Source organism: Pseudoxanthomonas kalamensis DSM 18571 (assembly GCF_010211745.1).
Classification (GTDB): domain Bacteria; phylum Pseudomonadota; class Gammaproteobacteria; order Xanthomonadales; family Xanthomonadaceae; genus Pseudoxanthomonas_A; species Pseudoxanthomonas_A kalamensis.
The window spans coordinates 203,344-230,100 of the sequence record NZ_PDWQ01000001.1 but is presented as its reverse complement, the minus strand read 5'-3'; the positions used below and the strand labels follow the sequence as shown (position 1 = coordinate 230,100).

At 64.4% G+C, this 26,757-nt stretch carries 19 protein-coding genes; 11 read left to right on the top strand and 8 right to left on the bottom strand.

Annotation, left to right across the window (positions count from 1 at the left end; genetic code table 11):
• Positions 1–126 precede the first annotated feature (126 nt).
• The 6 genes from CSC70_RS01025 to CSC70_RS01000 all read left to right on the top strand — a co-directional run bounded on the left by CSC70_RS01025 (position 127) and on the right by CSC70_RS01000 (position 5,870).
• On the top strand, positions 127–1,578 hold the full coding sequence (locus CSC70_RS01025; RefSeq protein ID WP_162454777.1) for a circularly permuted type 2 ATP-grasp protein: 1,452 nt from the start codon (positions 127–129) through the stop codon (positions 1,576–1,578).
• Complete coding sequence (locus CSC70_RS01020; protein ID WP_162454776.1) at positions 1,578–2,519, top strand: alpha-E domain-containing protein; 942 nt, start codon at positions 1,578–1,580, stop codon at positions 2,517–2,519. Before CSC70_RS01025 ends, CSC70_RS01020 begins: the two co-directional genes overlap by 1 nt.
• Before the next feature lie 346 nt (positions 2,520–2,865).
• Entirely contained in the window at positions 2,866–3,267 is a 402-nt protein-coding gene (locus CSC70_RS01015) for a DUF1801 domain-containing protein (RefSeq protein WP_162454775.1), read from the top strand.
• 92 nt (positions 3,268–3,359) lie between these two features.
• Complete coding sequence (locus CSC70_RS01010) at positions 3,360–3,740, top strand: VOC family protein (RefSeq protein WP_162454774.1); 381 nt, start codon at positions 3,360–3,362, stop codon at positions 3,738–3,740.
• Between the two features lie 315 nt (positions 3,741–4,055).
• Complete coding sequence (locus CSC70_RS01005; protein WP_162454773.1) at positions 4,056–5,390, top strand: DEAD/DEAH box helicase; 1,335 nt, start codon at positions 4,056–4,058, stop codon at positions 5,388–5,390.
• A 69-nt stretch (positions 5,391–5,459) separates the two neighbouring features.
• Positions 5,460–5,870: a GFA family protein gene (locus tag CSC70_RS01000; protein WP_162454772.1), complete on the top strand. Its 411-nt coding sequence runs from the start codon at positions 5,460–5,462 to the stop codon at positions 5,868–5,870.
• 24 nt (positions 5,871–5,894) lie between these two features.
• Here the strand turns inward: CSC70_RS01000 and CSC70_RS00995 are convergent, their stop codons facing one another.
• The 7 genes from CSC70_RS00995 to CSC70_RS00965 form a co-directional block, all read right to left on the bottom strand.
• Positions 5,895–6,944 (bottom strand): PQQ-dependent sugar dehydrogenase, encoded by a 1,050-nt coding sequence (locus tag CSC70_RS00995; RefSeq protein ID WP_246189311.1) that lies wholly within the window; start codon positions 6,942–6,944, stop codon positions 5,895–5,897.
• Between the two features lie 283 nt (positions 6,945–7,227).
• Positions 7,228–8,304 (bottom strand): acyltransferase family protein, encoded by a 1,077-nt coding sequence (locus CSC70_RS00990; protein WP_246189284.1) that lies wholly within the window; start codon positions 8,302–8,304, stop codon positions 7,228–7,230.
• Positions 8,295–9,308, bottom strand: a complete 1,014-nt coding sequence (locus tag CSC70_RS00985) for an N-acetylmuramoyl-L-alanine amidase (protein ID WP_162454770.1) — start codon at positions 9,306–9,308, stop codon at positions 8,295–8,297. Before CSC70_RS00985 ends, CSC70_RS00990 begins: the two co-directional genes overlap by 10 nt.
• Positions 9,305–10,447, bottom strand: a complete 1,143-nt coding sequence (nagA, locus tag CSC70_RS00980; protein WP_162454769.1) for an N-acetylglucosamine-6-phosphate deacetylase — start codon at positions 10,445–10,447, stop codon at positions 9,305–9,307. Before nagA ends, CSC70_RS00985 begins: the two co-directional genes overlap by 4 nt.
• A gap of 93 nt (positions 10,448–10,540) precedes the next feature.
• Positions 10,541–11,605: an SIS domain-containing protein gene (locus CSC70_RS00975; RefSeq protein ID WP_162454768.1), complete on the bottom strand. Its 1,065-nt coding sequence runs from the start codon at positions 11,603–11,605 to the stop codon at positions 10,541–10,543.
• Positions 11,602–12,666 (bottom strand): LacI family DNA-binding transcriptional regulator, encoded by a 1,065-nt coding sequence (locus tag CSC70_RS00970; protein WP_162454767.1) that lies wholly within the window; start codon positions 12,664–12,666, stop codon positions 11,602–11,604. The genes CSC70_RS00975 and CSC70_RS00970 overlap by 4 nt, the downstream gene beginning before the upstream one ends.
• A gap of 45 nt (positions 12,667–12,711) precedes the next feature.
• Complete coding sequence (locus CSC70_RS00965) at positions 12,712–13,971, bottom strand: sugar MFS transporter (protein ID WP_162454766.1); 1,260 nt, start codon at positions 13,969–13,971, stop codon at positions 12,712–12,714.
• Positions 13,972–14,371: 400 nt separating this feature from the next.
• On the opposite strand from CSC70_RS00965, the gene CSC70_RS00960 reads away from it, so the two are divergent.
• The 5 genes from CSC70_RS00960 to CSC70_RS00940 all read left to right on the top strand — a co-directional run bounded on the left by CSC70_RS00960 (position 14,372) and on the right by CSC70_RS00940 (position 25,427).
• Positions 14,372–15,412: a glucokinase family protein gene (locus CSC70_RS00960; RefSeq protein ID WP_162454765.1), complete on the top strand. Its 1,041-nt coding sequence runs from the start codon at positions 14,372–14,374 to the stop codon at positions 15,410–15,412.
• Between the two features lie 100 nt (positions 15,413–15,512).
• On the top strand, positions 15,513–17,792 hold the full coding sequence (locus CSC70_RS00955; protein WP_162454764.1) for a TonB-dependent receptor: 2,280 nt from the start codon (positions 15,513–15,515) through the stop codon (positions 17,790–17,792).
• Between the two features lie 115 nt (positions 17,793–17,907).
• A complete protein-coding gene (locus CSC70_RS00950) occupies positions 17,908–20,070 on the top strand; it encodes a beta-N-acetylhexosaminidase (protein WP_162454763.1) in 2,163 nt (720 codons plus the stop codon).
• 213 nt (positions 20,071–20,283) lie between these two features.
• Positions 20,284–23,025 carry a TonB-dependent receptor gene (locus CSC70_RS00945; RefSeq protein ID WP_162454762.1) on the top strand — a complete coding sequence of 914 codons (2,742 nt, stop codon included), beginning with the start codon at positions 20,284–20,286 and terminating at the stop codon, positions 23,023–23,025.
• 101 nt (positions 23,026–23,126) lie between these two features.
• Positions 23,127–25,427 carry a family 20 glycosylhydrolase gene (locus tag CSC70_RS00940; RefSeq protein ID WP_162454761.1) on the top strand — a complete coding sequence of 767 codons (2,301 nt, stop codon included), beginning with the start codon at positions 23,127–23,129 and terminating at the stop codon, positions 25,425–25,427.
• Positions 25,428–25,452: 25 nt separating this feature from the next.
• On the opposite strand, the gene CSC70_RS00935 is transcribed toward CSC70_RS00940, so the two are convergent.
• Positions 25,453–26,709: an exo-beta-N-acetylmuramidase NamZ family protein gene (locus tag CSC70_RS00935; protein ID WP_162454760.1), complete on the bottom strand. Its 1,257-nt coding sequence runs from the start codon at positions 26,707–26,709 to the stop codon at positions 25,453–25,455.
• Positions 26,710–26,757: the final 48 nt, after the last annotated feature.

Here is a 26,757-nt window from a genome sequence, read left to right as displayed (position 1 = left end):
GTTTGGTGCAAGCCGGCGATTTCCCGCGATCCCCTTCGAAGTGCGCTTGACGCCTCCGGCGGATACGGGCATGTTGCGGTGCAAGGCCTTGCGCGGACTGGAATGCAGGGCAGCAGAAGGGCTGGAATGGACTGGGCGAAGTACCGAACCCCGACCTACGACGAGCTGATCCAGGCGGACGGTCAGCCGCGCCCGGCTGCGAAACGTCTGGTCGAATACCTGGCCGGCCTGTCCAGCCGCGAGATCGCCGAACGCCAGCTTGCCGCCGACGTGGTGGCACGGGTGCAGGGCGTCACCTTCACCGTCTATTCCGACGGCCGCAACGTCGACCGCACACTGCCGTTCGACATGATCCCGCGGATCATCCCGCGCACCGAATGGGAGCACACCGAAGCCGGGTTGAAGCAGCGCATGCAGGCGCTGAACCTGTTCATCGGCGACATCTACGGCAAGCAGAAGATCGTCAAGGACCGGGTGTTCCCGGCCATGCTGCTGAAGGATTCGGTCAACTTCCGCCCGCAGTGCGTCGGCATCAAGCCGCCACTGGGGGTGTGGGCGCACATCTGCGGTTCGGACCTGGTTCGCGACGGCGACGGCACGCTGTACGCGCTGGAGGACAACCTGCGTATTCCTTCCGGCGTGTCGTACATGCTGGAAAACCGCATGATCGCCAAGCGGGTGTTCCCGGAACTGTTCGAGACCAGCTCGATCCTGCCGGTGGACGAATACCCGAGTCAGCTGTACGACACCCTGGCCGCGCTGTCGCCGCGTCCGGGTGACCAGCCGGTGATCGCGCTGCTGACACCGGGGGTGTTCAACAGTGCTTATTTCGAACATGCCTACCTGGCCCAGGCCATGGGCATCGAGCTGGTGGAAGGTAGCGACCTGTTCGTCGCCGACGACGACTGCACCTACATGCGCACCATCCACGGCGCGCAGCGGGTGGACGTGATCTATCGCCGGGTCGACGATATGTACATTGATCCGGAAGTGTTCCATCCGGATTCGGTGCTGGGCGTACACGGGCTGATCCGCAGCTGGCGCGCCGGCAAGGTAGCGCTGGCCAATGCGCCCGGCGCAGGAGTGGCCGACGACAAGGTGGTCTTCGCCTATGTGCCGAAGATGATCAAGTACTACCTGGGCGAGGAGGCCATTCTGCCCAACGTGCCCAGCTACCTGTGCCACAACAAGAAGGATCGCGACTACGTGCTGGCCAACCTCGACAAGCTGGTGGTCAAGCCGGCCAACGAGTCCGGCGGCTACGGCATGCTGATCGGCCCGCGCGCGACCAAGCGCCAGCGCGACAAGTTCCACAAGCTGATCCAGGCCAACCCGCGCAACTACATGGCGCAGCCGACTTTGTCGCTGTCGACCGCGCCGATCATCACCGAGAAGGGGCCGTCGCCGCGACACCTGGACCTGCGCCCGTTCGTGCTGACCCGCCAGGACATCTACGTCACCACTGGCGGGCTGACCCGGGTGGCGATGCAGAAGGGCTCGTTGGTGGTCAATTCCTCGCAGGGCGGCGGCGCCAAGGACACCTGGGTGGTGGACATGGCGGACGAGGAGGGCGGCTGATGCTTTCGCGCGTTGCCGACAACCTGTACTGGTTCAGCCGCTATGTGCGCCGCGCCGAGAACACCGCGCGCCTGGTCGGCGTCGGCAGCCAGCTGCAGCTGGACCTGCCGCGCAGCGTGCGCTTCACCTGGCGGCCGATGATCGACACGGTCGGCGCCGGCGAGTTGTTCGATGAACATTTCCCCGAGCTCGGCGACGACGTCAGCGATGCCGACGTCAACCGCTTCCTGCTGCTGGACGAGCGCAATCCGTCGTCGCTGCGCAGTTCGGTCGATGCCGCGCGCGAGATCCTGCGCAGTGTCCGCGACAGCCTGCCGCAGGAAGTGTGGGAAGTGGTCAACGACCTGCATCTGGAGATCGACGCCAACGGCGAGCGCGGCATCCAGCGTCGTTACCGGGTCGATTTCCTCAACCGCATGATCGACGGCTGCCTGAAAGTATCCGGGCTGCTGACCGCCAACGTCAGCCGTGATGTCGGCTTCCAGTTCCTGCGCCTGGGCACCGCGTTGGAGCAGGCGGACATGACCACCCGCATCATGGACTCCGGCGCTTCCGGCCTGGTGCGTCCGCGCAACGAGGAGGACCGCGAGACCTTCCGCAACATGCAGTGGATGGCGGTGCTGCGTTCGCTGGCGGCCTACCAGATGTTCCGCCGCCACGTGCGCCAGCGGGTGACCGCCGAACTGGCGTTGCGCTTCCTGCTGCAGAACAACGAATTCCCGCGCAGCGTGCAGTTCTGTCTGGTACGCGCCCAGCGCGTGCTGCCCACGCTGCCGCCGCGACCGGCGGTGGATCGTCATCTGAACCGGATCATGGGCCTGATCCGCAATGCCGACCCGGCCGCACTGGCCGAGAAGAATCCGGCGGCCTTCATGGACGATATCCAGCAGCGGCTGGGCGCACTGCACGATGCGATTGCCGAGGGATATTTCCACGGTTGATGGTGGCGTGTTGAGATGTCAGGCGCCAAAGGAGGAATCATGCAAAAGGATGAATACTGGTTCCCGTCAAAGACGTATGGATGGGGTTGGGGCTTGCCTGTCAGGTGGCAAGGCTGGCTCGTTTACGGTGTCGCCCTGGTCCTTCTGATTTCCTTGTGGTTCGTATTTCCGCCAGCCACCGATCTTGTGGCATTCATGATCAGCACATGGGGCGTGATACTGGTTCTGGTTGCGGTCTGCTGGCTCAAGGGCGAGCCCCCGCGTTGGCGCTGGGGCAAGTAGATTTGCGCCGGGCTTGATGTTCGGGCCCAATTGGCCGACATGCAGCGTGGCAAGGACGGGGCCCATGCATCCCGACACATCCAAGTACAACGAGAGTCAGGCTCCGGAGCACGGGCGGGTGTGCGACCTGCTTGCCGGTGAGATCGACCGCGGCTTGCCTGGGGCGGAAAACAAGGTATGGCACGGGCATCCGGTCTGGTTCCTGGACGGCAACCCGATTGCTGGTTACAGCAAGCAGAAGGCGGGAATTCGCCTGATGTTCTGGAGCGGCGCCGATTTCGGAGAGGACGCCTTGAACATCGTCGGCCAGAAGTTCAAGGACGCTTCCATCATCTTCAGCGACGTTTCCGAGGTCCGCAAGGCGGATCTGCGGCGATGGCTGCAGAAAGCTCAGGATATCCAGTGGGACTACAAAAACATCGTCAAGCGCAAGGGACGGCTGGAGCGGTTGAAGCCGCCGCCATGATTGAGTGACTCACCGAGGTCGGCAGGTGTTCCGGACCCGCCCGGATCGAAGCGGGATCGACTCTGCCGGACATGCAACCGCAGGAGACAGCGATGAAACGCGTGACGGGCATCGGCGGCATCTTCTTCAAATCGGCGGATCCCAAGCGCCTCGGCGCGTGGTACCGCGAGCACCTCGGCATCGACGTGGGCGACTGGGGCGGTGCGGTGTTTGAATGGGGCGGCCCCGGAAGCGCGCCGGGCATGACTCTGTGGAGCCTGTTTGCCGACGACACGGAGTACATGGCGCCGGGTTCGGCCTCCTTTATGGTCAACTTCCGGGTGGCGGATCTGAACGCACTTCTCGCCGCGTTGCGTGACGAAGGCTGCGATGTCCTCGATGCGACCGAACAATCCGAGCAAGGCAAGTTCGGCTGGGTGGTCGACCCGGAAGGCAACAAGGTCGAGTTGTGGGAACCACCTGCGGACCAGTGAACGACGAGAGGAGGCCCGGGCGGTCGCGGCGGATTCGTTCAGCTTTGTAGGCTACAATGCGCGCAGTTTGCAGCGGCCGTCCGTTTCCCTTCGGGCCTTCCGGCAGCAGGCTGGCCTCGCCAGAACCCGCCGCCCAGCCACTCCGGCGTCCTTCCACCGCAAATCCGGCAGCGCCATTCGGCGTCCGCCGTCATCATGATTCCTCGCAGCGCGGCATGGGAACGCTTCGGGCAATACGCGACCGGCCATGACCGGCTTGCGCCTTGTGGCGCGGCTTGGCAGTGCCGCTGGTCGATCCACTGGAGCTTTCCATCGATGTCTTTCGAATCCCTCGGGCTGTCGCCCAACTTGCTGCGCGCCCTGAACGAACAGGGTTTCCAGACCCCCACCCCGATTCAGCAGCAGGCCATTCCGCTGGTGCTGGCCGGGCACGATCTGCTTGCCGGCGCACAGACCGGCACCGGCAAGACCGCCGCCTTCGGCCTGCCGTTATTGCAGCACCTGGCCGCCCGCGCCAATCCCACGCGCAAGCCGCGTGCCCTGGTGCTGACCCCGACCCGCGAACTGGCGGTGCAGGTGCACGACAACCTGCGTGATTACGGCAAGTACCTGCGCGTTCCCAGCACCACCATCTACGGCGGCGTCGGCATGGGCAACCAGCTGACCGCGTTGCGCCGCGGCGTGGACCTGCTGATCGCCTGTCCGGGCCGGCTGCTCGACCATATCGAACGCGGCAGCGTGGACCTGTCGGGCATCGAGGTGCTGGTGCTGGACGAGGCCGACCGCATGCTGGACATGGGCTTCCTGCCTTCGATCAAGCGCATCCTGGCCCGCCTGCCGAAGCAGAACCGACAGACGCTGCTGTTCTCGGCGACCTTCGCCGAACCGATCAAGCAGCTGGCGCTGGAGTTCATGCGCGAGCCGCAGCAGGTGCAGGTGACGCCGAAGAACACCGTAGCCGGCACCATCGCCCATCGCGTGCATCCGGTCGATGCCGAACGCAAGCGCGAACTGCTGCTGCACCTGCTGGCGCGGGATGCGCGCGTGCAGACCCTGGTGTTCGCCCGCACCAAGCACGGCAGCGACAAGCTGGCCCGCCAGTTGGAGAACGCCGGCGTCCGCGCCGCCGCCATCCACGGCAACAAGAGCCAGGGCCAGCGCCAGCGCGCGCTGGCCGATTTCAAGTCCGGCCGGGTGCCGGTGCTGGTGGCCACCGACATCGCTGCGCGCGGCATCGATATCGACCAGCTGCCGCGGGTGATCAACTACGACCTGCCGATGGTGGCCGAGGACTACGTGCATCGTATCGGCCGCACCGGCCGCAACGGCGCGCAGGGCGAAGCGATTTCGCTGGTGACTCAGGACGAAGCGAAGCTGCTGCGACAGATCGTGCGTCTGCTGGGGCAGGACATGGATATCCGCGATGTCGACGGCTTCGTGCCGAAGACGCCGATTCGCTGGGGCAACAGCGCACCGGGCAAGGCCGGTGCGTCCGAAGGCGGACAACGGCCGCCGCGCAAGCACACGCGTCGTCCGCACGGCGAGAATTCGCGCCAGGCGCAGGGCGCGCACGCGCATGCCGGCGCCGGAGCGCGCAAGTCGAATGAAGGTCAGGCACCGCAACAGCGACGTCGGCGGCGTTCGCGCTGAATCCGACCCGGCTTCCAACTGGTGTATCGTCGGACGCGGTCAACGATCACCTGACAAGGGAGTCATGCCATGCCCAACCAGACTCTGACCGGCTCCTGCCTGTGCGGCGGCGTTCGCTATACGGTCAACGGCGAACTGCAGCGCTTCGTGCATTGCCATTGCTCGCGCTGTCGCAAGGCTACCGGCACCGGTCATGCCAGCAATCTGTTCGTCAGGGGCACGCTGGAATGGCAGAGCGGCGAGGATCAGGTCCGCGCCTACAAGGTGCCAGAGGCGGAACGCTTCGCGAATGCGTTCTGCACGCAATGCGGTGCGCGGGTGCCGCGTTTCAGCCCGCAACTGCAACTGGTGATGGTGCCCGCCGGCTCACTGGACGATGTGCCGGACATGCTGCCTTCGGCGCGCATCTTCCAGGATTCGCGCGCGCCGTGGTCGTGCGACGGCACCGAGCTGCCGGGATTTGCACAGTACCCCGGCTAGACATGTTCCCCTGCCGCGCGGGACTCAACCGGCAGCCGGGGTCAGCTTTAGCAGACGCGCGTTGGCGCCGTCCTCCAGCAGCCACAACGCGCCATCGGGCCCCTGCCGCACGCAGCGGATGCGCTCGCCCATGTCGTAGCGCGCGGCTTCGCGGGCGTGATCGCCGTGAAACTCGATCCGCACCAGCGACTTCGACGACAGTCCGCTGACGAAGCCGTTGCCCTTGAAGTACGGAAACATCGATCCCGAGTAGACGATCAGGCTGGATGGCGAGATCACCGGCGTCCACCACACTTCCGGCGCATTGAATTCCGGGCGGGTGTCGTGGTCGGGGATGTTGCGGCCATCGTAATGGTCGCCGTTGGAGACGATCGGATAGCCGTAGTTGCTGCCGCGCTCGACCCGGTTCAGCTCGTCGCCGCCACGCGGCCCCATTTCCACTTCCCACAGCCGGCCCTCGCCGTCGAAAGCCAGGCCCAGCACGTTGCGGTGGCCCAGCGACCAGATCTGCGCGGTTACCCCGCCCTGTTCGGCGAAGGGATTGTCCGCCGGCACGCTACCGTCGTCGTTGAGGCGCACGATCTTGCCCAGGTTGCTCGCCATGTCCTGCGCCGGGTCGAACTTCTGCCGCTCGCTGGAGCTGATCCACAGCTTGCCGTCGCCATCGAAGACGAGGCGATGGCCGTAATGGCCTTCGCCGGTGACCTTAGGGACCTGGCGCCAGATAACCTGCAGATCCTGCAGCCGGCCGCCACCGTCGGCGTCCAGCTGCAGGCGCGCACGCGCGACCGCCGCGCCGCGCACGTCGCCTTCGCCCGGCTCGGCATAACTGAGATAGATCCATCCGTTGTCGGCGTACTGCGGATGCAGGGCAATGTCGCCGAAACCGCCCTGGCCGCCATAGGCCACGGTCGGCACGCCGGAAATCTCGCCGATGTTGCCGTTGGCGATGTCCAGCAGCTTCAGCTTGCCCGGCTTCTCGCTGACCAGCAGGCGGCCATCGGGCAGGAAGGCCATCGACCACGGCTGGTCGAAGCGCGCCACCGACGTAGCGACGAATGGCGGATCGGGCATGTGCCGCACCGGCAGGTTGCCGCCGGTGCTGCGCGCAGGCGTTGCTTCGGTGCGCATGGCTGCTGAATTGGCCACATGCGCACCACGCGCCTCGGCGCTGCTGTCTTCCGCAGCGATGGTCCGTGGCGCATCCGACGCCCGCGAGCTGGCGCCGCCACACGCCGCCACCAGCAGCAGCAAACCGCTACACGCGGGGCCGAGAATTTTCATCGTCGTCTCCGTCATCCCTTAGATGATGGTGGATGTTGTACCGCAGATCGCCGTCGAAGTCGTGACGATATCGTCAAAGCTTGAGGTACCAGCCGCGGCGATCCATCAACCGCACCACGATCCACCAGACCCCGACGAAGGTCAGGGCGAAGGCCAGCGACGGCACATACGGGCCGAAACGTGGCGTCATCCAGTCGGCGAAACCGGCCCGGTAGATCGGCCCCCACCAGCCCAGCCAGGCGAACAGATAGACCATCAGTGCCGAGCCGGCATAGGCGGCGATGGCGTTGACGCCGAAGCTGCGTCCCAGCGCCGGCCAGCCGCGTCGGTCGATCAGCGCATGGCAGACGGCCAGCGCCAGCATCGCCCAGCCTGCCGTCCACAATACGTACGACGAGGTCCACAGGTTCTTGTTCAGCGGAAACACCTGCGCCCAGGCCAGGCCAAGCAACAGTGCCGCGACCGCGACGACGCACAGCCGGCCGATGCGACCACTGCGCAGCCAGTCGCCGGCGCGCAGGCCGAGCAGGCAGGTGGCGATGGCTGGCAAGGTGCTGAGCAGGCCTTCCGGGTCGTGGCCACGGCCGGTGGCGGGATCGAACTGGTAGTTCAGCGGACCGAGCAGCCAGGTATCGAGCCGGCTGGCCAGGTTCTCCCAGGGCGCGTAGCTGCCGCCCCAAGCCAGCAGCGCCCAGTAACCGAGCAGCAGGACCGCGATCAGTGCCCACTGCAGGCGCGGTCGCGATGACGTGGTGGCCAGCAGGCCCACCGCAAGGAAGCACAGGCCGATGCGTTCCAGCACGCCCCACGGGCGGAAGTGCGGTTTGTCCAGCAGCCACCAAGCAATGGCATGCAGCAGCAGGCCGAGGCCGACGATCTTGGCTGCGCGCCAGACCACGCCACGGCGCAGCGCGCCCGGATCGGCGCCGGCCTCGAAACGCGGCACGATGCCCAGCGCCACCGATACGCCGACGATGAACAGGAAGAACGGGAACACCAGATCGGTCGGCGTGCAGCCGTGCCACTCGGCGTGCTCCAGCGGCGCATAGACATGGTCCCAGTCGCCGGGATTGTTGACCAGCAGCATCGCCGCCACGGTGATCCCGCGCAGCGCGTCGACCGAAGCGAAACGGCGCGGCATCACGGCCATGTCGGCGTCAGCGGATAGTGCTCGCGCACGCGCAGTCGTTCCTGTTCGGCCTGCTCGGACTTGCCGGCGCGTCGCAGCAGTTCGGCGCGATGCTGGTGGCTGCGGCCGGCCAGTGGAGAATCCGGGAATCCGCGCGCCGATTCGGTGAACAGCGCATAAGCCGTGTCCGGTTGCTCGCGTTCCAGTTGCACGGCCTGCTCGTAATCGCTGCGCCAGCGCAACGCGGCGCCATCCATGCGTTCGGCCTCCTGCAGGCCGCGGAACGGTGGTGGCGACGGCGTGCGCGACTGCTTCGGGTAAACCGGCGGCAATGGCGCGGAAAACATCTTCTCCAGCGCCGCGAAATGCGCATCGGCTTCGCGCTGGTTGTGCCCGGGCGTCTTCAGTCGCGCTTCCTCGTCGGCATTGCTGAAGAACGAAGCCTCGGCGATGACGCCGGGGATGCCGTAGCTGCCGCGCAGCACGGCCGCACCGGCGTCGGCGAAGATGGCGAAGTCGGAAATGACATCGCCGGGAGTATCGGCGGCATGGAAACCGTTGCCGCGCAGGGCGTCGACCAGCGCCCGGCCCAGGGCTACCCCGGCCAGGTTTTCGCTGGCGTTGCCGTGGAAGTAGACGATCGGGAAATTGGCCTGCGGATCGGCAGCGGCGTTGTGGTGGATCGACAGGAACAATTCGGCACCACCGTCGCGAGCGATACGGGCACGTTCGTCCAGCGGCACGAACACGTCTTCGGTGCGGGTCATCACCACGCGTGCACCGGCCTGCTGCAGCTTTGTCTGCAACAACCTGGCCACACGCAGATTGATCCATTCCTCGCGTTCGCCGCCGGGACCCTGGCGGTAGTGGTCGCTGTCGGCGGTGCCGCCGTGGCCGGGGTCTAGACAGATCACGTGACCGGACAGCGGCGACACCGTTTCGCGCACATCGTGGCCGCAGGCCGCCAGCACCAAGGTCGCGAGCAACGCCAGCGCCGGCCGCAAGCGCGCCAGCGGCGCCTTCATGCCATCGCCCCGGCAATCCAGGTCGCGCGCACCTGCAATTCGGCGTCCAGCGCCACCAGGTCCGCCTGCAGTCCCGGCGCGATCCGGCCGCGGCGGTCGGCGATGCCGAGGAACTCGGCCGGGTAGGTGGAGGCCATCCGCGCGGCTTCGTCCAGCGACAGTCCAAGCAGGCGCACGCTGTTGCGCACGGCGGTGGCCATGTCCAGCGCGGAACCGGCCAGCGCGCCGGCGGCGTTGCGGACCACGCCGTCGACCGCGGTAATGGTTTCGCCGTACAACGCATAACTGGGGTCGTCGGCGCCGACCGGCGGCATGGCGTCGGTGACCAGGAACAGCTTGCCGCGCGGTTTGGCGGCCAGCGCCACCCGCAGGCTGGCCGGATGCACGTGCACGCCGTCGACGATGATGCCGCACCAGCTGTCGCGGTCTTCCAGCGCTGCGCCGACCGCGCCTGGCTCGCGTCCCTGCAGCGGCGACATCGCGTTGTACAGATGGGTGAAGCCGCGCACGCCGGCGTCCAGCCCGGCGCGGATCTGTTCGTAACTGCCCGCGGTGTGGCCGGCGGCGACGATCGCGCCGCGTTCGACCAAGGCGCGGATGCTTTCGACCGGGACCTGTTCCGGCGCCAGCGTGATCAGGGTCGGGCCGCCGCGCAGCGTGGTGGCGATATCAACTTCGCGCGCATCCGGAACCCGGAACTTGCCGGCATCGTGGGTACCCTTGCGCGCCGGGGCCAGGTACGGCCCTTCCAGATGGATGCCGAGGATGCCCGGCACGCCTTCGTCGATCGCCTGCTGCACGGCGGCAATGGCCTGTTGCATCACGCCCAGATCGTCGCTGATCAGGGTCGGCAGCAGGCCGGTGGTGCCGAAACGGCGATGCGCCTGCGCGATGCGCCGCAATGCGTCCACGTCCGGCGCATTGTTGAACAGCACGCCGCCGCCGCCGTTGACCTGGGCATCGATGAAACCCGGCAGCAGCCAGGCGCCGCCGAGATCATGGACGACATCGGCGCGCGCGCCGGCATCGGCGGCATCGACCAGTGCAGCGATCCTGCCGTCCTCGACCAGAACGGCAAGCCCGGACTGGAACCCGTCGTCAGTCAGAACTTGCGCATGGGTCAGGGCAAACGTACTCATCGTGGATCCGATCCTGCAGCGTGCCTGGTCATTGTAGGAGCGGCGTCAGCCGCGATCAGGCGTTCAAGGAATTCATCACGGCTGGCGCCGCTCCTACATCGTTTCGGTAACCTTGTTCAGGTGCGGCGGCACGTCGGGATTGTGTCCGCGACGCAGCGCCAGCGCATTGATTGCGCGGTAAAAGCTCTGGATTGTCAGCAGCGGCGCGCAGGCCGCATGCGTGGCCGGCACCAGCGGCAGCCATTCGCCGGCATCGCCGCCGCTCAGGTCGGACGAAGTCGCCACCCACACCTGGGCGCCGCGTCCACGGAACTCGCGCGCCAGCGCCAGCGTGCCGGCCTCGGTTTCGTCCGGTTGGGCGAAGCACAGCACCGGGAACCCCGGTCCGACCAGCGCCATCGGGCCGTGCTTGACCTCGGCCGAGCTGTAGGCCTCGGCATGCAGGCCGCAGGTTTCCTTGAACTTCAACGCCGCCTCCTGCGCCGCGGCCAATCCCAGCCCACGACCCAGCACGAACAGGTTGCGCGCGTCGACCAGCCCTTCGGTCAGTGCCGACCAGTCGCTGCGCCACGCGGCCTGCAGGCTCTGCGGCAAGCTGTCCAGCGCATCGAGCAGCGGCGCTTCGTTCTTCCACAGCGCGGCCAGCTGCAGGATCGCCGACAGCGAAGCCAGATAACTCTTGGTCGCGGCCACACTGCGCTCGGGGCCGGCATGCAGCGGGATGACGGTGTCGGCCAGCTGTGCCAGCGGCGAGTCCTCGACATTGACCAGCGCCACCACGCGCGCGCCGGCCGCACGCGCAGCCTCGGCGTTGTGCAGCAGGTCGGGACTCTTGCCCGATTGCGAAATGGCCACGAACAGCGCGCCCTTCAGCCGCTGCTTTGCCGCATACACCGAGCCGACCGACGGCGACAGCGAAGCGGTGACGAAGCCGAGCTGGGTTTCGAACAGGTATTTCGCGTAGGTGGCGGCGTGATCGGAGCTGCCGCGGGCGCAGGTGGCCACGAACGGCGGCGGATCGGCGCGCAGCTGCGCGGCCAGTTCGGCGACGACGGCATGGTTGTGCCGGAACTGTGCGGCGACCACGTCGGCGGTCTGCGCAGCTTCGTTGAACATCAGGGTGGCGTCCGCCCTGGGCGGGGTGCTGCGGTCGGTCATGCCGGGGTCTTGGATTCGGGCGCGCTCGGGCGCATGGGGGCAGTGGAGCCGCGCACGACCAGTTGCGGCACGAAGCCCTGGTTGTGCACGGCGACGGACGTTTCCTCGTAGGCGTCGTGGCGCAGGCCGGCGATCAGCAGGCGCGCCGCATGCCGGGCGATGTCTTCGGTGGCCTGCTTGGCGGTGGTCAGCGGCGGCCACGACTGCCGCGAGAACGGACTGTCCTCGAAACCGGCGATCGACAGGTCGTAGGGTACGTTCATCCCCGCCGACTTGGCTGCCGCCAGCACGCCAGCGGCGATTTCGTCGTTGGAGCCGAAGATCGCTGTCGGCGGTTCGCGCAGCGCCAGCAGTCGTCGCGCGCCACGGAAACCGTCGTCGAAGGTGTAGTCGCCGGGCACCACCAGGTGCTTGTCCAGGGTGATGCCGTAATCCTTCAGCGCCTGCTCGTAGCCGGCGTAGCGTTCGCCGCTGGATCGGTGCTGCGGGCCGCCCCACAGGAAGCCGATCCGCTGGTGGCCCAGCTGGATCAGGTGTTCGGTGATCTCGTAGGCGGCGTCGCGGTCGTCCACGTACACGCAGGGCAGGCCGTCGTCGGGGTCCTCGGTAGCGGCGATGATCCGCACCAGCGCCACCCCGCGTGCCGCAAGCGCCTTGACCAGGTCGTCGCGCTCGGACATCGGCGCGGTCAGCACCAGCCCGGCCAGGCGCGAGCGCCGCACGAATTCGACCAGCTCGTCGGCCAGCAGCGGCGAGGTCGCATCGACCGGATGGATCTGCAGGCCGAAGCCGGTTTCCTTGCAGGCGGCCAGCACCCCGTTCTGCACGCCGATGATGTGGTACGGGTTGGGGTTGTCGTAAACCAGCCCGACCACGAACGGGGTGCCGCTGCGCAGGTTGCGCGCCGACGGGTCCGGCTCGTAATCCAGTTCGGCAATCGCGTGCAGCACGCGCGCGCGCGTGCCCTGCATCACCGACGGCTCGTTGTTGATGACCCGCGACACCGTCTTCAGCGAGACCTTGGCCCGCTCGGCGACGTCCTTGATGGTGGCCCTGCGCATGCGCTGTGTTCCCGTGATCCCGGCTGCGGAATGATAAGCCGCCGCTCAGCCCCGCCCCGCGCCCATGCCCACGCGATGTCCGCGCGTGGCGAAGAACAGGATGTACAGGTAGCACGGCACCATCAGCAGCAGGAACACCCACTGGAAGTCGTAGTGCTGCTTCAGCACCGCGAACAGGCGCGGGATGATCGCGCCGCCGACGATGCCCATGACCATGATCGCCGAGCCCAGTTCGGTGAAGCGACCCAGGCCCTTGATCGCCAGCGGGAAGATCGCCGGCCACATCATCGCGTTGGCGAAACCCAACGCGGCGACGAAGCCGACCGAGACGTAGCCGTGGGTCAGGAAAGCGCCAACCGCCAGCAATACCCCGAGCATCGCCGACCATTTCAGATAGCGTTCCTGCGAGACGAAACGCGGGATCACCACCAGACCGACCAAGTAGCCGACCAGCATCGCGATCAGGGTGAACGAAGTGAAGAACTTGGTCTGGTCCAGCGGCAGGCCGAAAGCGCGGCCATAGGTGCCGATGGCGTCGCCGGCCATCACCTCCACGCCGACGTAGGTGAAGATGCACAGCGCGCCGAGCCACAGGTGCGGGTAGCGGAACAGGCTGCTTCGTCCCTGCCGGTCGCCGGACGCATTGACCTCCTCGGCCTTGATCTCCGGCAGCGGCGAAAACAGCACGCCCACGGCCAACAGCGCCAGCAGACCGGCCATCACCAGATAGGGCAGATGGATCCGCGCGGCGAAGCCGTCGAGCAGTTGCTGCTTGGTCGCCTCATCGGCTGCCGCTACTTGCGCGGAAAGATCGCCAATGCCGTGCATGACCAGTGCGCCGATCACGAACGGTGCGATCGCGCCGGCCAGCTTGTTGCAGATGCCCATCACCGCGATGCGCTGTGCCGCGCTCTCGATCGGGCCGAGGATGCTGATGTAGGGATTGGCCGCGGTCTGCAGCACGGCCAGGCCGCCGCCGATCACGAACAGCCCGCCCAGCGCACCCGGATACCAGCGCTGGGTGGCGAACTGGCCGAACAGCACTGCACCGATCGCCATCACGAACAGGCCGACGGCGATGCCCTTCTTCATGCCGGTCGCCTTGAGGATCCACGAGGACGGGATGGCCAGGAAGAAGTACGACAGGAAGAACGCCATCAGCACCAGAAAGGCGTTGACCTCGTCCAGGTCGAAGGCCAGCTGCGAGAACGTGATCAACGGCCCGTTGAGCCAGGTGACGAAGCCGAAGATGAAGAACAGCGCGCCGATGATGGCGATGGACGTGGTGGTGCGGGAGGCAGTCATGGCTGGCGTATTCCCTCGGATGGCAGAGGTTCCGCTTTCGGCTTCGTCATGGCGGTGCCGGAGGCGGGACAGAAGCTAACGTTGTCACAAAATTTTCGGCAAGGCCAGCCGGGGCGGTATCGGGCGATCGAATCCATCATCAGCCACTTCCGAGAATTACTCACAGTTCTTCCAGATGCCATGACCTTCCAACCTCGCAGCTCACTGAATAATGAACATATTTTGTCAAATATGTCGCGATTGTGACCATTCCCCCTGTTAATTTTCCATTTTTGTGCGCTTGTGGCAGCCGATTGTCATCTGTTTGACGCCAGCTGTTGACAACGTTGTCAAACTTGACCCACATTCCGCTCCGACGGGAGGCCGCCTGATTGCCCCCCGCAAGCACGAGCCAGCGGAGATGGATGTGGTTGCATTGATCGAGCCAGCAACAGGGTCGGACGCGCTGAACGTTCCGTTCGTCGCCGCGGACGTGGGCGGCACGCACGTCCGCATCGGCCTGATCCATCCGGGCGACGGCACCCAGCCGGTGCGGATCCTGCAATACCGCAAGTACGCCTGCGCACAGTACCCGGGGCTGACCGAGATCTTTGCCGAATTCCTCTCCGGCCTGGACGGCGAGCCGGTCCGGCGCGGCGTCATCGCCAGCGCCGGTTATGCGCTGGAAGACGGAACCGTCATCACCACCAACCTGCCGTGGCGGCTGTCGCCGCGCGACATCCGCGAACGTCTGGAGTTCCTGGACCTGCGGCTGGTCAACGATTTCGAGGCTGTCGCGCATGCCGCGGCGCTGGTCGATGCCAGCCAGGTGCTGCAGCTCACCGGTCCGGACACCCCGCCGACCCGCGGCCCGACCCTGGTGCTGGGGCCGGGTACCGGCCTGGGCGCGGCGGTGTGGATTCCCGCCGGCAAGCGCCCGGTGGTGCTGCCGACCGAAGCCGGTCAGGCGGCATTGACGCCCGGCAACGCCATCGAGATCGCGCTGCTGACGGAAATGCTGAAGACGCGTTCGCACGTGCCGGTCGAGCACGCGCTGTCCGGCCCCGGCCTGCTCAATCTATACACCACGCTGTGCAGCTTGCGCGCGGTTGAGCTCACCTTCGCGACCCCGGGCGAAATCAGCGCCGCCGCGATGGACGGCAGCGACGCGCTGGCGCGCGAGACGCTGGAAATCTTCTGCGGCCTGCTCGGCAGCACGGTCGGCGACATGGCCCTGCTGTACGGCGTGCAGGGCGGCATCTACCTGGCCGGCGGCATCCTGCCTCAGATTCGCGAATTCCTGATCCACAGCAGCTTCGTCGAACGGTTCCTCGACAAGGGACCGATGCGCGCGGCGCTGGAACGCATTCCCGTGCGCCTGGTCGAGCACGGGCAGTTGGGCGTCATCGGCGCCGCCAACTGGTACTTGGGCCTAAGGGAGGGTGGCGTCGTGGAGTTGTAAGACGCCGATGTGAAAGGGTGGTCCGAATAGGATCGGATGTACGTAAATCTCGCTGGCGAAGCATTCGCTTGACCCCACAGAACAACAGGAAATACATGTCATGAAATGTAAAAACAACATCCTGTCCGTTGCAGTCTTGGTCAGCTTGAGCCTGTCTGCTCAAGTTATCGCCCAAGAAGCCTCCCCCGAAGCCAAACCCGATGAAGTCCAGACCATGGACGAGGTGACTGTCACCTCAACCCACCAGATAAAATCCCTGCAGAAGGTCCCGGCATCTATCAGCGCCATCAACACCGAACAGTTGCAGGCCCTGAATTCCAGCAACATTACCGACATCCAGTACATCACCCCCGGCGTCACCTACCCGACCGACGTACCCGGAAATGGTGCCAGCTTCAAAATCCGCGGCATCGGTACCCAAGCTTTCAATTACGGCACCGAGCAAACGGTTGGTGTGGTCGTGGATGACGTCCTGATCGGTTTGCCGCGCGATCCGGGCGCCACAGGATTCAACGACATCGAACGCATCGAAGTGTTGCGCGGCCCGCAGGGCACCCTGTTTGGCAAGAATGCGTCGGCCGGTGTCATTTCCATCATCACCAAGAACCCGGAAATCGGCATCACTGGCGGCAACGTGCATCTTGCCCTGGGCAGCCGCAACGAACAGGTCGCACAGGCCACCCTGAACGTGGGCGTGAATTCGATTTCCGCGCTGCGCCTGTCCGGCTACCACCAGCAGCAAGATGGCTATGCGGACAACGTCTACCATGACTGGAGCGCGGGTGACTTGAAGAACTACGGCATCCGTGCCAAGTACCTGATCGAGCCGAGCGACAAGCTCTCCATCTTGATCGCTGCCGAACACCAGAGTGCGTTTTCTCGATCGCCCCTCCTGCCTTACACGGTCAGTGACGACATCCTTGCTGCGGGCATTTTCGGAGACCATACCAACGACAACTTCTCCAGCGACGACCCCAAGAGCTACGCGGACGAAGACTGGTACGCCGATACCAAGAACAATGGGGGGTCCGTCAAGGTCGACTACACCTTCGGCAATGCCACGCTGACTTCCATCAGCGCCTACCGCGACCTGGAACTGGCCCAGATTGCCGACATAGATCTCTTGCCGACCAATGTCCTGAATGACAGCATTACCTACAACGACAGCAAGCAACTCACTCAGGAATTTCGGCTTGCTGGTACGACCACCGGTGGCAGGCTCGAATATGTCGCGGGTCTGTTTTACGGCCATACCGTAGTCGAAGCCGACGAAATCAAGCTGGGTGCCTTCGATCTTACCGGTGCCAATAGCTGGCCGTACTTGCTGAATCTCACGGCTGATGGCATGACCAATCTGGACGCCACTACGACCAGTTATGCCGTCTTCGGGTCCACGACATACGCCATCACCGACAAGCTGTCTTCCATCGTGGGTGCCCGCTATACTCATGACAAGGTGGATGGTGATTTTTACGTGACGCCATACCCTACCTTCAACGACATTCCGATTGTGCCCCTGGTGCCCAGCGTGCCGTCATCGGGTTCCACTAGCGAGGACAACATTTCAGGCAAGCTTGGCTTGCAATTCGAATCCAGCGCCGACGTCATGGAATACCTGACCATCGCCCAAGGCTACAAGGGTCCGTCGATCGATGTGCTGAGCGGCGCAACCAACCGAATTGATCCGGAAACCTCGCTCAGCTACGAAGCCGGAATCAAGTCGAGGTTCTTCGATCGCAGACTGACCCTTAATGCCTCCGTGTACATCGCCACATTCAAGGATTTCCAGACACAGGTTTACGACGATGCCATGGCGCAGTTTCACCTGGCCAACGCCGACAAGATGAAGAGCAAGGGCCTTGAGCTGGAAACTTCGTTCCGTGTCAATGAAGACCTGACCCTAATGGCGAATGCCGGCTATACCGACGCCGAGTTCGGCGACTATGTCGTTGCCTGCCCAGCCCTGAATTCCATCCCGTGCTACACCGATGGCAATGGCCAGTTGCTGGCCAACCTGAAGGGGCTGGCTCCGTCCGGCATATCCAAATATTCAGCCTCGCTGCAGGCGGTGTACCAGCACCCTGTTGGCGGCAACCTGATGCTTGACGGCAACCTAGCGTGGAATTGGCGCAGCAAGTACAGCAACACCGTGGGGCAGGATGCAACCGACACTGATGCCTATGGCTTGCTCAATGCCTCGATCGGCATCGGCGCTGGCGACGGGCGCTGGCATATCAATCTGTATGCACGCAATCTGCTGGATGAGCGCTTCCGGGGTGTTTCCTTCTCTACCGCGGTGCTGAATCCAGGGGGGGTCAGCCAGCAGCTGACGCCGCAATCGTTCCGTACCATCGGTATTGGCTTTGATTACAACTTCTGATCGGCAAGGCAGCTCCGCCCGCCGCAGTGCTTTTTCCATTCGCCTGCAGGCGGGGCTGTGATTCCACACCCATTCGGATCCATGACAGTTCCGCTTCATTGAAAGGTTGATAGTCATGAACAATATTTTGTCATTCAGTATGGCACTGTTGCTCTCGGTTGCTGGCGTGCCCGCATTTGCCCAGACCTTGCTGCCAGTGCCATCGCATGTCACCTTCGGCAAGGATTCGCTGCCGTTGAACGGACAGTTCCGCATCGAGTTTTCCGGGAAGGCCAGTAACAACATGCTTGCGACCGCCGCTGCAAGGTTCGTCGCAGACGTCAACACGATCAGCGGGCAGTACGGCATGGCTGCGAATGGCCCGTTGCTGAAAATCGAATGCTGCACGTCCGAGACTCGGACCAGCATTGACCTGCCTGCGAGTGCGGAGGCGTATTCACTTCAGTTCAGCAGGGGCGAGCTGGTACTCAAATCTGATACGCAGATCGGCGTATTGCGCGGATTGGCCACACTGCGTCAACTTGTGTACCAAGATGATGATGGCGCACATGTCCGCGTCGCAAGCATTCAGGACGCGCCACGTTTTGCATGGCGCGGATTGATGATCGATACCGCCCGGCATTTCATGTCGGTAGCCGCCATCAAGCGGCAGATCGACGCCATGGAAATCGTCAAGCTGAATGTGTTGCACCTCCATCTGAGCGACAACGAAGCGTTCCGCATCCAGAGTCTGCAATATCCCAAGCTCACCGAGGCAACAAACGGCGACTTCTACACCCAAGGCCAGATTCGTGACTTGGTGGCCTACGCAGCCGACCGCGGGGTGACGATCGTTCCAGAGATCGATCTGCCCGGACACACCGCCGCGATGATTGCTGCTTACCCCTTTCTTGCCTCTGCGCCTGGTGCACAGGTCGGTCTGACCGGGCCCGCGATCAATCCAATCGACCCGAAGACCTATGAACTCCTCGACAATCTCGTCAAGGAAATAGCCGGACTCTTTCCCTCACCCTACTTTCACGCCGGCGGTGACGAGGTCAGTGGTGCGGACTGGGCACAGAGCGAAACCATCCAAGCGTTCATGGCCCAGAATGGCCTTGCAGATAAGACAGCGCTGCAAGCTTATTTCCTTGATCGGCTGTCGGCCATCGTGAAGAAGCACGACAAGAAGCTGCTGGGCTGGGAAGACGTGATCCACGGTGAGACCCCGGACGACATCGTCATACAGACGTGGAAGAGCTCCACTGCGGTGGCCAAGGCCACTGGCACGGGTAAGCGCGTCATCGTGTCATCCGGGTACTACCTCGACCACCTCAATCCTTCCGCATTTCACTATCAGGTGGACCCGCTGGACCCGACGGCCTACGCGCTGGACCCCGACAATTACAACGCCATCAAGGCCGCATTTCCCGAAATCTCCACCTTCTTCAGCGACGACATGCTGAAAGTTCCCGGGCTCAAGCTGGATCCCTCGCAGAGCGCGCTGGTCATTGGCGGCGAAGCGCCCATCTGGTCCGAGATCGTCACTGACGAAATGCTCGACGGCCGCGTCTGGCCACGTCTGGCCGCGGTTGGCGAGCGTCTTTGGTCACCGGCTGCAACCAGGGATATCGATGACCTGCACGCACGATTGTTTGCGGTGCAGGACCTGCTGCGCACGTTAGGTCTTCAGGATCGTGCTAACCAGGAACGCATGTTGTCCAGAATTGCCCCCGGCGATACCGGTCCGGCGGCGACCCTGCTAGAAGTGACTGCTCCGGTACGGAATTTTGCCCACATGCACGCCATGCGCGACATGATGCGCGGACAGACGCCGAGCGTGCAGCACTTCAATCAGTTGGCGGATGCCGCCTCACCGGACAGCCAGCCCGCCACGCACTTTGTCGCACTGGTCAACAGCCTGGTGGCAGGCGATGCCTCCGTCAGTGCGGAAATCAAATCCATGCTCATCCGCTGGCAGGCCAATCATGCCGCGTTCGCCGCTTCCGCAACCCGACACCCAGCGCTGCGTTCTGCCCTCCCGGTTTCCGAAACCGTCGAAAAGTTGTGCAGCCTGGGCTTGGAAGCGCTTGCCCTGCACGACTCCGGTGCCATGCCTGATGAAACCTGGACAAGCAGTGCGACCACGTTACTAAACAACCAGGATCTGGCCGCCAAGGCTTCTGAGTCCGTGTTGTCAGTGATGATGGCGCCGACGCAACCCCCAGCCGACCTGTTGATCACCATTGTGCCAGCCATCCACAAATTGACCGACTTGGCCAAAGCTGGCAACCACTGATATTGACGGCAGATGCCCGTACCCGGTTGTCTGTCGAACACTGTCAATGCTGAGTGCAACACCGCAACTGTGAGCAATCCCGCAACGGATGCGGACAAGTCGCCTGCAAAAGACGGGTGATTAAGCAAGTCGGCTATTGCAGGAGTTCATCCGCAAGAAGCAAACCGGGCTGCGGCGACGCCGCCTCAATTCAACCAGCGATGGGGAAGCATCATGAATCATAGAAAATCAATCCTTTCTGCTGCGATCGTGGCGAGCCTGGGCTTTGCTGCGCAGGCCCACGCGCAGGAGACGGACACCGCAACCGACCTCGACACCGTGACCGTCGTCGGCATTCGCGGCAGCATGGAAAAATCGCTCGACGTCAAGCGCGAAGCCAAGTCGCACGTCGAAGTCGTCACCGCCGAGGACATCGGAAAGATGCCTGACAAGAACATCGCCGACTCGCTGCAGCGCGTGTCCGGCGTGACTGTCAGTTCGGCAGGTGCCAATGAAGGCGGATTCGACGAGAACGACCGCGTCAGCATGCGTGGCACAAATCCCAGCCTGACCCAGACCCTGTTCAACGGGCACAACATCGCCTCGGGTGACTGGTTCGTGCTGAACCAGACCGGCACCGTGGGCCGCAGCGTCAGCTACACCCTGCTGCCGTCGGAGCTGGTCAGCCAGATCGTGGTACACAAGACCTCGCAGGCCAGCCTGGTCGAAGGCGGCGTCGCCGGTTCGGTGGACATCATTACCCGCAAGCCGCTGGAATTCGCCGAGAACCTGACTGCGGAAGCCTCGATCGGCGCCGTGTACTCGGATCTGCCGGACAAGACCGAGCCGCAATTCAGCGGCCTGCTGAACTGGAAGAACGACGCCAATACCTTCGGCGTGATGGTTCAGGCCTTCTCCGAAGAGCGCAGCTTGCGCCGTGATGGCCAGGAAATCCTGGGTTACGAACAAGTCGGTGCCGACAGCGCCTTGGCGGCAACGAATCCCGACCTGGCTGGCGTGTGGTACCCGACCATGATCGGCTCGGCCCTGTTCGAACAGAAGCGCAAGCGCACCGGCGGGTTGATCGACCTGCAATTCAAGCCGCTCGACAACCTGACCCTGGACCTGAACGCATTCGTCTCGAACCAGGACGCGGAAAACTACAACCGCAATTATCTGTTGTGGGTGACGCACTTCCTGGCACAGGGGAACGGGCAGGCGCCGAATCCTGGTTATGTCGTTCGCAACGGGACGCTGGTACAGGCCGATTTCGATCCGGTTGCAGGCACCACTTACGGCGTCTATGACCAGATTTCCCGCCCCGACTCCAGCGCGGACTCCTCCTACGTCAGCTTCGATGCGGACTGGGATGTCAGCGACAAGCTCAGCTTGAAGGGACAGATCGGCACTTCCAGAGGTACCGGCGAGACGCCGACCCAGGACGTGGCCGAGTGGAACGTCGGCGTCGGCAGCGGCGGTGGCTGGGGTCTGAATGGCGTGGGCGCGGCCGACTGGTATGTCGGCGAGGACACCTCGGCTCAAACTACTTCCCTAGGCTGGATTTTCGGCTACCAGGACGTCAAGGTCGAGGACAAGGAAGACTGGGCACAACTGGATGGCGAGTATTTCATCGACAGCGGTGCGATGACCTCGCTGCAGTTCGGTCTGCGCTATGCGGAGCACAGCCGCGAATCCAAGACCGCTACCGGACAGGGACCCGGATGCATCGACGCCAACGGCAATGCGGTGCCTTTCGACTGGTCGCAGGCCAACTGGTGCCCGGTCGGCACCGACTCGCCGCTGGACCTGGACAACATCCCGGTCAGCTCGCACAACTACCCTGGCAATTTCGCCGACGGTCTCGGCGGCAGCTTCCCGCGCGATATCTGGTACCTGACCCCGGAACAGTTGGCCGAGTACAACCGCCTGACCAATCGCAACCCGGTCACCCGCAGCGACTGGGCCGGCATCTACGCCCTGGAAGAGAAGAGCAGTGCCGCCTATGTGCAGCTGAACATGGAAGGCGACCGCTGGAGCGGCAATGTGGGCCTGCGTTTCGTGCGCACCGAGGAACGCATCCATAACAATATTTCCGGCACCGGCGACCCCGATGCGGTCACCGGATCGGACTTCGGGCCCTACGTCCCCGTCATCACCGAACATACCTACAACGATCTGTTGCCGAGCGTGAACTTCAAGTACGAAGTCTCGGACGACATGGTTGCGCGTCTGGCGGTTTCACGCACGATGACCCGTCCGGACTATTCGGCGCTCGCCGGCGCGATCTCGCTCAGCCCGCCTTCCACGGATGGCGGCATCGGCTCGGGTAGTGGCGGCAACCCGGATCTGGAGCCAATCCTCTCCACCAACTTCGACGCATCGCTGGAGTGGTACTTCGCGCCCCGCGCCTTGCTGGCGGGCAGCGTGTTCTACATGGACCTGAAGAACTACGTCGGCTACGGTCATGTCACCCAGCAGTACATGACCTACAGCACGACCACGCCGCAGGGCTATCTGGCCGATTATGTCCTGACCGTGCCCTACAACACCGATGGCAAGGTCAAGGGTTTCGAGTTGACCTATGAACAGCCGATCGGCGAGTACTTCGGTATCAATGCCAACTACACCTACGCCGACGCGGAAGAAAAGGGTGGCGGTGACCTGGTCGGCACCTCGAAGAACACCTACAACATCGGCGGCTACTTCGAGAACGACCGTTTCAACGCCCGCATCAACTATACCTTCCGCTCCTCGTTCTACAGCGGGCTGGACCGGGCGACCGCCTATTACCAGGACGATACCGACGTGGTGAACGTCTCGCTTGGCTACAAAGTTGCCGACTGGATGACGGTCACGCTGGACGGCTTGAACCTCAATGAGCCCAAGTTGAAGTACTACGCGTTGAACAAGGACCAGCCGCGCTCGATTTACCAGAACGGCAGGCAGTACTACCTGAATTTCCGTTTCAAGTTCTGATCTTGCGCGGATAGGCAATCATTGGCTGTACTTCCCTCCGGGGCCCGGTTTCCGGGCCCCTTTTTTCTACACTGCCCCCATCACGACGTACCGGAGCCGCGATGACCACGAAGATCCCGACCCTGCTGGCGAGCCTGTTGCTTCTGCTGTGCCTGGCGGCCTGCACACGCCAGCCGTCCGACGATACCGCCGCGACCACGCCGCGGTTGATCCCGATGCCGGCCAATCTGGAAACGAAGGATGGCAGCTTTGTGATCGATGCGAAGACCCCGGTGGTGGCCGATGGTGAAGCGGCGCAGCGTGTGGCGAGGCAGTTCATCGACATGCTGGCGGCCACCGGGGCCGTGCAACCGAAGATCGGCGGCAGCGGTTCCGGCATCCGCTTCGTTCTCGACGAGGCGCAGGCCGGAGCTTCTCCGGAAGCCTATTCGCTCGATATCACCGCCGATGGCATCACGATCGCGGCAAGCAGCGAGGCGGGCTTGTACTACGGCGCGGTCACCTTGTGGCAGTTGCTGACCTCGGGCGAAAGCAATGGCCCGGTGCGGCTGCCGGCCCTGCATATCGAAGACGCACCGCGCTTCGCATGGCGCGGACTGATGCTCGACTCGGCCCGCCATTTCCAGTCGGTCGAGGACATCGAGAAACTGCTCGACGCGATGGCCCTGCACAAGCTCAACGTGTTCCACTGGCACCTGACCGACGACCAGGGCTGGCGGATCGAAATCAAGCGCTATCCGAAGCTGACCGAAGTCGGCAGCTGCCGGATTCCGGCAGGCGACGGCGGCATCGACCCGGACAGCGGCGAGCTGGTGCCGTACTGCGGTTACTACAGCCAGGACCAGATCCGCGACATCGTCGCCTACGCCGCCGCGCGTCACATCACCGTGGTGCCGGAGATCGACGTGCCCGGCCACGCCACCGCCGCCATCGCCGCGTACCCGCAATTGGGGACCACCGACCAACCGCTGTTGCCGGTCGGCGAATGGGGCGTGTTCAGCAATCTGTTCAATGTCGAGGAACCCACGCTGGAGTTCCTGGAGAACGTGCTGGCCGAAGTCGCCGACCTGTTCCCCGGTGCCTATGTGCACATCGGCGGCGACGAAGCGGTCAAGGACCAGTGGGAAGCATCGGCGCGCGTGCAGGCGCGGATGAAGGAATTCGGCGTCGACAACGAGATGGCCATGCAGGGCGTACTGGTGGCGCGGCTGGAAAAGTTCCTCGCCGCGCGCGGCAAGCGCCTGATCGGCTGGGACGAAATCCTGGAAGGCGGTCTGCCGGCGGAAGCCACGGTGATGTCGTGGCGCGGCACCGAAGGCGGGATCGAGGCCGCCAATCAGGGCCACGACGTGGTGATGTCGCCATGGAACAAGTTGTATCTGGATTACCTGCAGACCGCATCGACGGACGAGCCTCCGGGCCGACCGACCCTGGTGACCCTGCAGGACGTGTACGCCTTCGAGCCGGTGCCGGAAGAACTCGATGCGGACAAGCGCCGACATATTCTCGGCCTGCAGGCCAACGTGTGGACCGAGCACATGCGCAGCTTCACGCGCGTGCAGCATGCGATCTTTCCGCGAATCGCCGCGCTGGCCGAAACCGGCTGGTCGCCGGCCGCGTACAAGGACTATGCCGACTTCCTGATCCGGTTGCCGGCGCAGTTGCACCGCTACCGCGCGCTGGGCATCGACTACGCGCGCACACCGTTCCAGGTGGTGTTCGACACCAAGGCCGACCGCGTCGCCGGCACCGCCGAGATCGCATTGAGCAATCCGGCCGGCTATGCCGACATCCGCTACAGCACCGATGGCAGCGCGCCGACGGAAGCATCGCCCGCCTATGCCGAACCGCTGTCGCTGCCGTTGCCGGTGCATCTGCGGGCCGCAGCATTCTTCGAGGGCGCGGCGTTGGAAGCGCCGGATGCGCTGGACATCGATGCAACATCGCTGTTGGCCCGCAATGACGAGCAGTTGGCCATGTGCACCAACGCGCTGATGCTGCGGCTGGAGGACGACGGCCCGCTGCGCGGCGAGCGCGCGCTGTTCAACGTGGACATCTTCAATCCGTGCTGGGAGTGGAAACAGGCCGACCTGCGCGGGATCGGCGGCTTGCGCGTCCGCGCTGGCCGTATTCCCTATTACTTCCAGCTCGCGCATGACGAACCGGGACGCAAGTTCCATCCAGCGACGACGGCGAACGGGGAACTGGTGGTGCGCGACGGCTGCGAGGGTCCGACCCTGGCCACGCTGCCGTTGCCAGCGCAGCCGGATGCCGACGGTTTCGTCACTCTGGAAACGCCGCTGGCCGCTGCCGGCGACAGCGCCGACCTGTGCATCTATTTCACCGGCGATACCCGGCCGACGATGTGGGCGCTGGACCGGGTGGAATTGCGGCCGAACTGAGTTCGTTCCTGATCCGGGTATGGACTCAGTAGAGCAGATAGCGCCGGCGCAATGCTTCGAACTCGCGCAGCGCCGGCTGCCAGCGTGCCTGCATGTCCTGCAGCGACTGTCCCTGTTCGATCGCCGCCCGGATCCAGCCGTTGCCGGTCAGCTTGTCGAAGAATGGCGGCTGTCCCGGCAGGAACTCGAAATCCTGCGGGTAGTCGTCGTGCAGCATCTTGACCAGGGCCAGCCCGGTCAGGAACGGCCGGAAGGTCTCGCGGTCGGTGACGTGCAGCTGCACGCCGCCGCACAGCTCGCCGGCATGCTTGGAAAACGCCGGCGTGAACCAGGTTGGGCGGAAACGCACGCCGGGCAGGTCGAGCGCGTTCATTCGTGCGGCCAAAGCCTGCGCATCGACGAAGGGCGCGCCGATGGTCTCGAACGGCCGCGTGGTGCCGCGTCCTTCGGACACGTTGGTGCCCTCGAACAGCGCGGTGCCCGGGTAGACCAGGGCGGTATCGCGGATCGGCATGTTCGGCGACGGCGGCACCCAGGCCATCGCGCCGCCGGGTTCGGCGTCTTCGCGTCGCCAGCCGCGCATCGGCACCACCTGCAGTTGCGCGCCGATGCCGAAGCCGTCGTTGAACAGCCGCGCCAGTTCGCCGATGGTCATGCCGTGGCGAACCGGGATCGGAAACATGCCGACAAAGGAAGCGTAGTCCGGCTCCAGCACCGGTCCTTCGACCTGCACGCCGCCGACCGGATCCGGCCGGTCCAGTACCCACAGCGGGATGCCGGCGCGCCGGGCCGCGCGCAACGCCCCGGCCAGCGTGTACGGATAGGTGTAGTAGCGCGTGCCGATGTCCTGGATGTCGAACAGCAGCAGATCGATGCCCTGCAGCATCTCCGGCGTCGGTTCGCGCTGCGCGCCGTACAGGCTGTGCACCGGCAGGCCGGTGGCGGCATCGATGGTCGAGTCGACGTGTTCGCCGGCCTGAGCATCGCCGCGTACGCCGTGCTCGGGCCCGAACAGTGCAACCAGCTGCAGATCCTTGCGTGCGGCCAGCAGGTCGATATCGCTGCGCAGCTCGCGATCGACGCCGGTCATGTTGGTGATCAGGCCGATGCGCTTGCCGTGCAGTTCGCCGGCATGTTCGTCGAGCAGCACCTCGATGCCGGGTGCCGGCCCCTCGCTCGCGTGCGCAACCGTGAGCGAAAGGAACAGCAGGCTGGCCAGCCCGCAGGCGCGCCACGAAAGTGTCGTGACAATTCGGCGGAATTTCGATGAAGGACTTAGCATGAGCGGGGACGCGCGAGCGCGGAAACGACGGTCAAATGCAACGATAGC

Excerpts from the sequence above, each read along its gene's own strand:
- CSC70_RS01025 (WP_162454777.1), top strand. The coding sequence starts at position 127 with ATGGACTGGGCGAAGTACCGAACCCCGACCTACGACGAGCTGATCCAG.
- CSC70_RS01020 (WP_162454776.1), top strand. The coding sequence starts at position 1,578 with ATGCTTTCGCGCGTTGCCGACAACCTGTACTGGTTCAGCCGCTATGTG.
- CSC70_RS01015 (WP_162454775.1), top strand. The coding sequence starts at position 2,866 with ATGCATCCCGACACATCCAAGTACAACGAGAGTCAGGCTCCGGAGCAC.
- CSC70_RS01010 (WP_162454774.1), top strand. The coding sequence starts at position 3,360 with ATGAAACGCGTGACGGGCATCGGCGGCATCTTCTTCAAATCGGCGGAT.
- CSC70_RS01005 (WP_162454773.1), top strand. The coding sequence starts at position 4,056 with ATGTCTTTCGAATCCCTCGGGCTGTCGCCCAACTTGCTGCGCGCCCTG.
- CSC70_RS01000 (WP_162454772.1), top strand. The coding sequence starts at position 5,460 with ATGCCCAACCAGACTCTGACCGGCTCCTGCCTGTGCGGCGGCGTTCGC.
- CSC70_RS00995 (WP_246189311.1), bottom strand. The coding sequence starts at position 6,944 with ATGCCCGATCCGCCATTCGTCGCTACGTCGGTGGCGCGCTTCGACCAG.
- CSC70_RS00990 (WP_246189284.1), bottom strand. The coding sequence starts at position 8,304 with ATGGCCGTGATGCCGCGCCGTTTCGCTTCGGTCGACGCGCTGCGCGGG.
- CSC70_RS00985 (WP_162454770.1), bottom strand. The coding sequence starts at position 9,308 with ATGAAGGCGCCGCTGGCGCGCTTGCGGCCGGCGCTGGCGTTGCTCGCG.
- nagA (WP_162454769.1), bottom strand. The coding sequence starts at position 10,447 with ATGAGTACGTTTGCCCTGACCCATGCGCAAGTTCTGACTGACGACGGG.
- CSC70_RS00975 (WP_162454768.1), bottom strand. The coding sequence starts at position 11,605 with ATGACCGACCGCAGCACCCCGCCCAGGGCGGACGCCACCCTGATGTTC.
- CSC70_RS00970 (WP_162454767.1), bottom strand. The coding sequence starts at position 12,666 with ATGCGCAGGGCCACCATCAAGGACGTCGCCGAGCGGGCCAAGGTCTCG.
- CSC70_RS00965 (WP_162454766.1), bottom strand. The coding sequence starts at position 13,971 with ATGACTGCCTCCCGCACCACCACGTCCATCGCCATCATCGGCGCGCTG.
- CSC70_RS00960 (WP_162454765.1), top strand. The coding sequence starts at position 14,372 with ATGGATGTGGTTGCATTGATCGAGCCAGCAACAGGGTCGGACGCGCTG.
- CSC70_RS00955 (WP_162454764.1), top strand. The coding sequence starts at position 15,513 with ATGAAATGTAAAAACAACATCCTGTCCGTTGCAGTCTTGGTCAGCTTG.
- CSC70_RS00950 (WP_162454763.1), top strand. The coding sequence starts at position 17,908 with ATGAACAATATTTTGTCATTCAGTATGGCACTGTTGCTCTCGGTTGCT.
- CSC70_RS00945 (WP_162454762.1), top strand. The coding sequence starts at position 20,284 with ATGAATCATAGAAAATCAATCCTTTCTGCTGCGATCGTGGCGAGCCTG.
- CSC70_RS00940 (WP_162454761.1), top strand. The coding sequence starts at position 23,127 with ATGACCACGAAGATCCCGACCCTGCTGGCGAGCCTGTTGCTTCTGCTG.
- CSC70_RS00935 (WP_162454760.1), bottom strand. The coding sequence starts at position 26,709 with ATGCTAAGTCCTTCATCGAAATTCCGCCGAATTGTCACGACACTTTCG.